This is a genomic window from Trebonia sp., assembly GCF_030042015.1.
Lineage (GTDB): Bacteria > Actinomycetota > Actinomycetes > Streptosporangiales > Streptosporangiaceae > Trebonia.
The window spans coordinates 1-3,362 of the sequence record NZ_JASIAL010000489.1 but is presented as its reverse complement, the minus strand read 5'-3'; the positions used below and the strand labels follow the sequence as shown (position 1 = coordinate 3,362).

Genomic DNA, 3,362 nt, shown 5'->3' with positions numbered 1-3,362 from the left:
GCGAGGTAGCCGCGGCGCGGCACCTGCACGAGCACCGGGCCGTGCGCGAGCGCGGCGCGCGCGGTCCGCAGCGCGAGGCTGGGCAGCCTGGCCGTGACTGCCGCCTCGTCCCTGGACAGCTCGGCCTCTTCGGCGGCCGGGCGCACCAGCGGGGCGGCTTGCCGCAGCACGGCCCGCTCAGGCTCAAGCGACCGGGCCCAGCCGGACTTCACCAGCTGCGTGAGCTCAGGGGTGCGGGCGAACCCGCCGATCAGTGCGGCGGCGCCCGCCCGGTGGGCGCGCAGCGCGAGCACCTCCCTGGCGTTCGGATAGGGGGCGCGTGGCTCAGCGTGCAGGTCGTCGCCGTCATCCCAGAGCACGACGAGGCCGAGGTCATGGACCGGCGCGAACATCGCCGCGCGGGTGCCGGCCGCGATCAGCACGTCACCGCGCAGCGCCGCGAGCCAGCGGCGGTAGCGTTCGGCCGGGCCGAGGTCAGCGGTGAGCGTGACGTGGCCGGCGCCCAGGTCCGCGAGCGCCGCGCCGACCTGGCCGAGGTCGCGGGCGTCCGGCACCACGACCACCACCCCGCGGCCGGCGCTCGCGCAGGTCGCGGCCGCCCGCGCGATCTCGTCTGGCCAGCCGGTCCCCGGCAGTGCCGTCCAGGCGGCCCGCGCCGGACGGGCGGCACAGAGCGCGTCGAGGAACGCCCGCCCGGCGGGGTACCTGTCCCACGGCCCCGGTGCGGGTTTGCCAGGCGGCTTGTGCGTGCCTGCGCGCGGGGCTGCCTCGGTCGCGGCGTGCCGCTGCGGGACCGCCAGCCGGAGCACGTCGGCGAGCGTGCCGGCGTACCTGTCGGCGACCGCCCGGGCCAGCCCGGCGATCTCGGCGGTCAGCACCCGCTCGGGCGACACCACGCGCTCCAGGTAGGCGAGACGGCCCTGGTGCTCGCTTGTCTGCGTCCGCTCCAGGACGAAGCCGTCGGTGAGCTGCCCCGCGAACCTGACGCGCACGCGCACTCCGGGCCTGGCCTGCACGGCGAGCCGCTCCGGCACCAGGTAGTCGAACGGCCGGTCCAGGTGGGCGAGCGGGATGTCCACCGCGATTCTGGCCACCGGCTGGTCCGCGGCCGGGATAAGCCTCTTCGGGGCCTTCGCGCTCTTCGCCTTGCTCGCCCGGCGGTTCCTGGTCGCGGTGGTCGCGGTGGTCGCCGCAGTCGCGGGTGTCGCGCTCTCCGGCGGGCCCGCAGTCGGCCGCGGGCTGCGCGGGCCACTGTTCTGCGTGTCCGCCACGGTCCCGTCCTACCAGAAATGCGCGGGTACCGGTGACGGCCGAAGCGTGCGGGCAGGCGGTATGGGGCCAATGGCGGAAGTTAAGGGTGCTGCGTCGCCGCTCCCTCGGGTGCATGTCACCTGGTCAGGTGACGATGAGGTACGGGTGAGCGGTGTGGCGGGGGCGTGGCGGTTCTGCGTGAGGCCCGGACGGCTGTCCGGCGGCGGTCTCGGATAGTGGGACGACGTCGGTCACTTGGGACGGGGCCGGGCGACGCGGGGACGGTGGTAGCAAGGGACTGTGGGGTTGCCTGCGGGGCCAGGCCAGGCCTTGGCGGCGCGGTGGCCAGACTTAGCGTGTTGTCTATCCGCGGGTCCGATGTTGGCTGGGTGGCGCCATCAGGAGGGGCGGCCTAGGTTCCCGCATTGGCTTGAGAGCCGGCAGAGCGCGAGCGGCCGGGCACGGGAAGCCGCAATACCCGTGCCCGGCCGCAGGCGGGCCTTACCGAACTGATGCCGCTGGCGTGCTCACTAGCCGATCAGGTCGTCGAATTCGCCGTCCCGCAGCGCGCTGACCATGGCCCGGACTGCCTCGGCCGGGTAGATAAGCGCCGTGCCGCGCGGGTCGCGCGAGTTTCGCATCGCCACAGTGGCGGAATCGAGGCGAGCGAGTTCGACGCACGCCCCCTGCGAGTTGCTGCGCTGGCTCTTCTGCCAAGCCACGCCCTCGAGGTGCGCGGCAGAGATCCCGTTGTGAATGTCTTGCATCGTTTCTTGTCTCCTGACGCGTTGACTCGGTCCGTTGACCCAGCACCCGCTGCCCACGGCCCCAGCGCGCTGGCGCCAGCCGCCGGTCGCAGCTAGCTCCTATCGATCTCCTGTGCTCCCCGAACTTGCGAAATCGAGCTTATCGCATGCACGTGCATCCGCAAGGGATTTCGCACTCTCATACGCATGACGCATTTGCACGGCCATTGGTTGCGGGTACGTGCGCACCGGGCATCGCGGACACTGCGCGATCACCGCAGGTCCTGACCGGAGACAGCGGTACCCGCTTTCTCCTGCTGCCGACTTCCCCGAAACAGCGGCACAACACATGCCACTCACGCCTACTCTTGATCACGACAGGGCGTAAGGGAATCATATCTGTCCGTAATCGAAATCGTCAGGTATCGCGGCTAAGGCTCGCCGCCGCGTGGCACGGGCTAACGCGGGCCGCTGTGGCCGGCGCCCCCTAGAGGCCGGCCGCGGCTCGCAGCTGATCGGCCCGGTCTGTTCGCTCCCAGGAGAAGTCCGGATCGGTTCGGCCGAAGTGGCCGTAGGCCGCCGTCTGCGAGTAGATCGGACGCAGCAGGTCGAGGCTGGCGATGATCGCCCGCGGCCGCAGGTCGAACACCTCCGTGATGGCGTCCTGGATCCGCTCCACCGGCAGGTGCTCGGTGCCGAAGCACTCCACGAACAGGCCGACCGGCTTTGCCTTGCCGATGGCGTAGGCCACCTGGGTCTCGCAGCAGTCCGCCAGCCCCGCCGCCACGACGTTCTTGGCGACCCATCGCATCGCGTACGCGGCGCTCCGGTCCACCTTGGACGGATCCTTGCCGGAGAAGGCGCCGCCGCCGTGGCGGGCCCAGCCGCCGTAGGTGTCGACGATGATCTTGCGGCCGGTCAGGCCGGCGTCACCCATCGGGCCGCCCACGACGAACTTTCCGGTCGGGTTGACCAGCACCCGCGTCGACGAGGAGTCCAGCGTCTCGTGCGCCAGGTCGGCGAGCACGGTCGCCAGCACGTGCCGGCGGATATCGGGATCCAGCGTCTTTTCCAGGTCGATGCCGTCGGCGTGCTGGGTTGAGACGACCACGGTGTCCAGCCGCACCGGCACGTCGTCCTCGTACTCGATAGTTACCTGCGTCTTGCCGTCCGGGCGCAGGTAGGGCAGCGTCCCGTTCTTGCGGACCTCGGTCAGCCGGCGGGCCAGCCGGTGGGCCAGCGCGATCGGCAGCGGCATCAGCTCCGGGGTGTCGTTGATCGCGTAGCCGAACATCAGGCCCTGGTCGCCAGCGCCCTGGGCGTCCAGCGGGTCCGCGGCGCCCTCGACGCGCGCCTCGTGCGCGG

2 protein-coding genes and 1 pseudogene are annotated in these 3,362 nt (G+C 71.8%); all 3 read right to left on the bottom strand.

What is annotated here, in order from left to right; translation table 11 throughout:
* Positions 1 to 1,271: pseudogene (locus Q1N79_RS26025) on the bottom strand (primosome assembly protein PriA); the annotation flags it as partial.
* A 510-nt stretch (positions 1,272 to 1,781) separates the two neighbouring features.
* Positions 1,782 to 2,018 carry a DUF397 domain-containing protein gene (locus Q1N79_RS26020; protein ID WP_300613426.1) on the bottom strand — a complete coding sequence of 79 codons (237 nt, stop codon included), beginning with the start codon at positions 2,016 to 2,018 and terminating at the stop codon, positions 1,782 to 1,784.
* 466 nt (positions 2,019 to 2,484) lie between these two features.
* On the bottom strand, positions 2,485 to 3,362 hold an 878-nt coding region (gene metK / locus Q1N79_RS26015), incomplete at its 5' end, for a methionine adenosyltransferase (protein ID WP_300613424.1).

Excerpts from the sequence above, each read along its gene's own strand:
- Q1N79_RS26020 (WP_300613426.1), bottom strand. The coding sequence starts at position 2,018 with ATGCAAGACATTCACAACGGGATCTCTGCCGCGCACCTCGAGGGCGTG.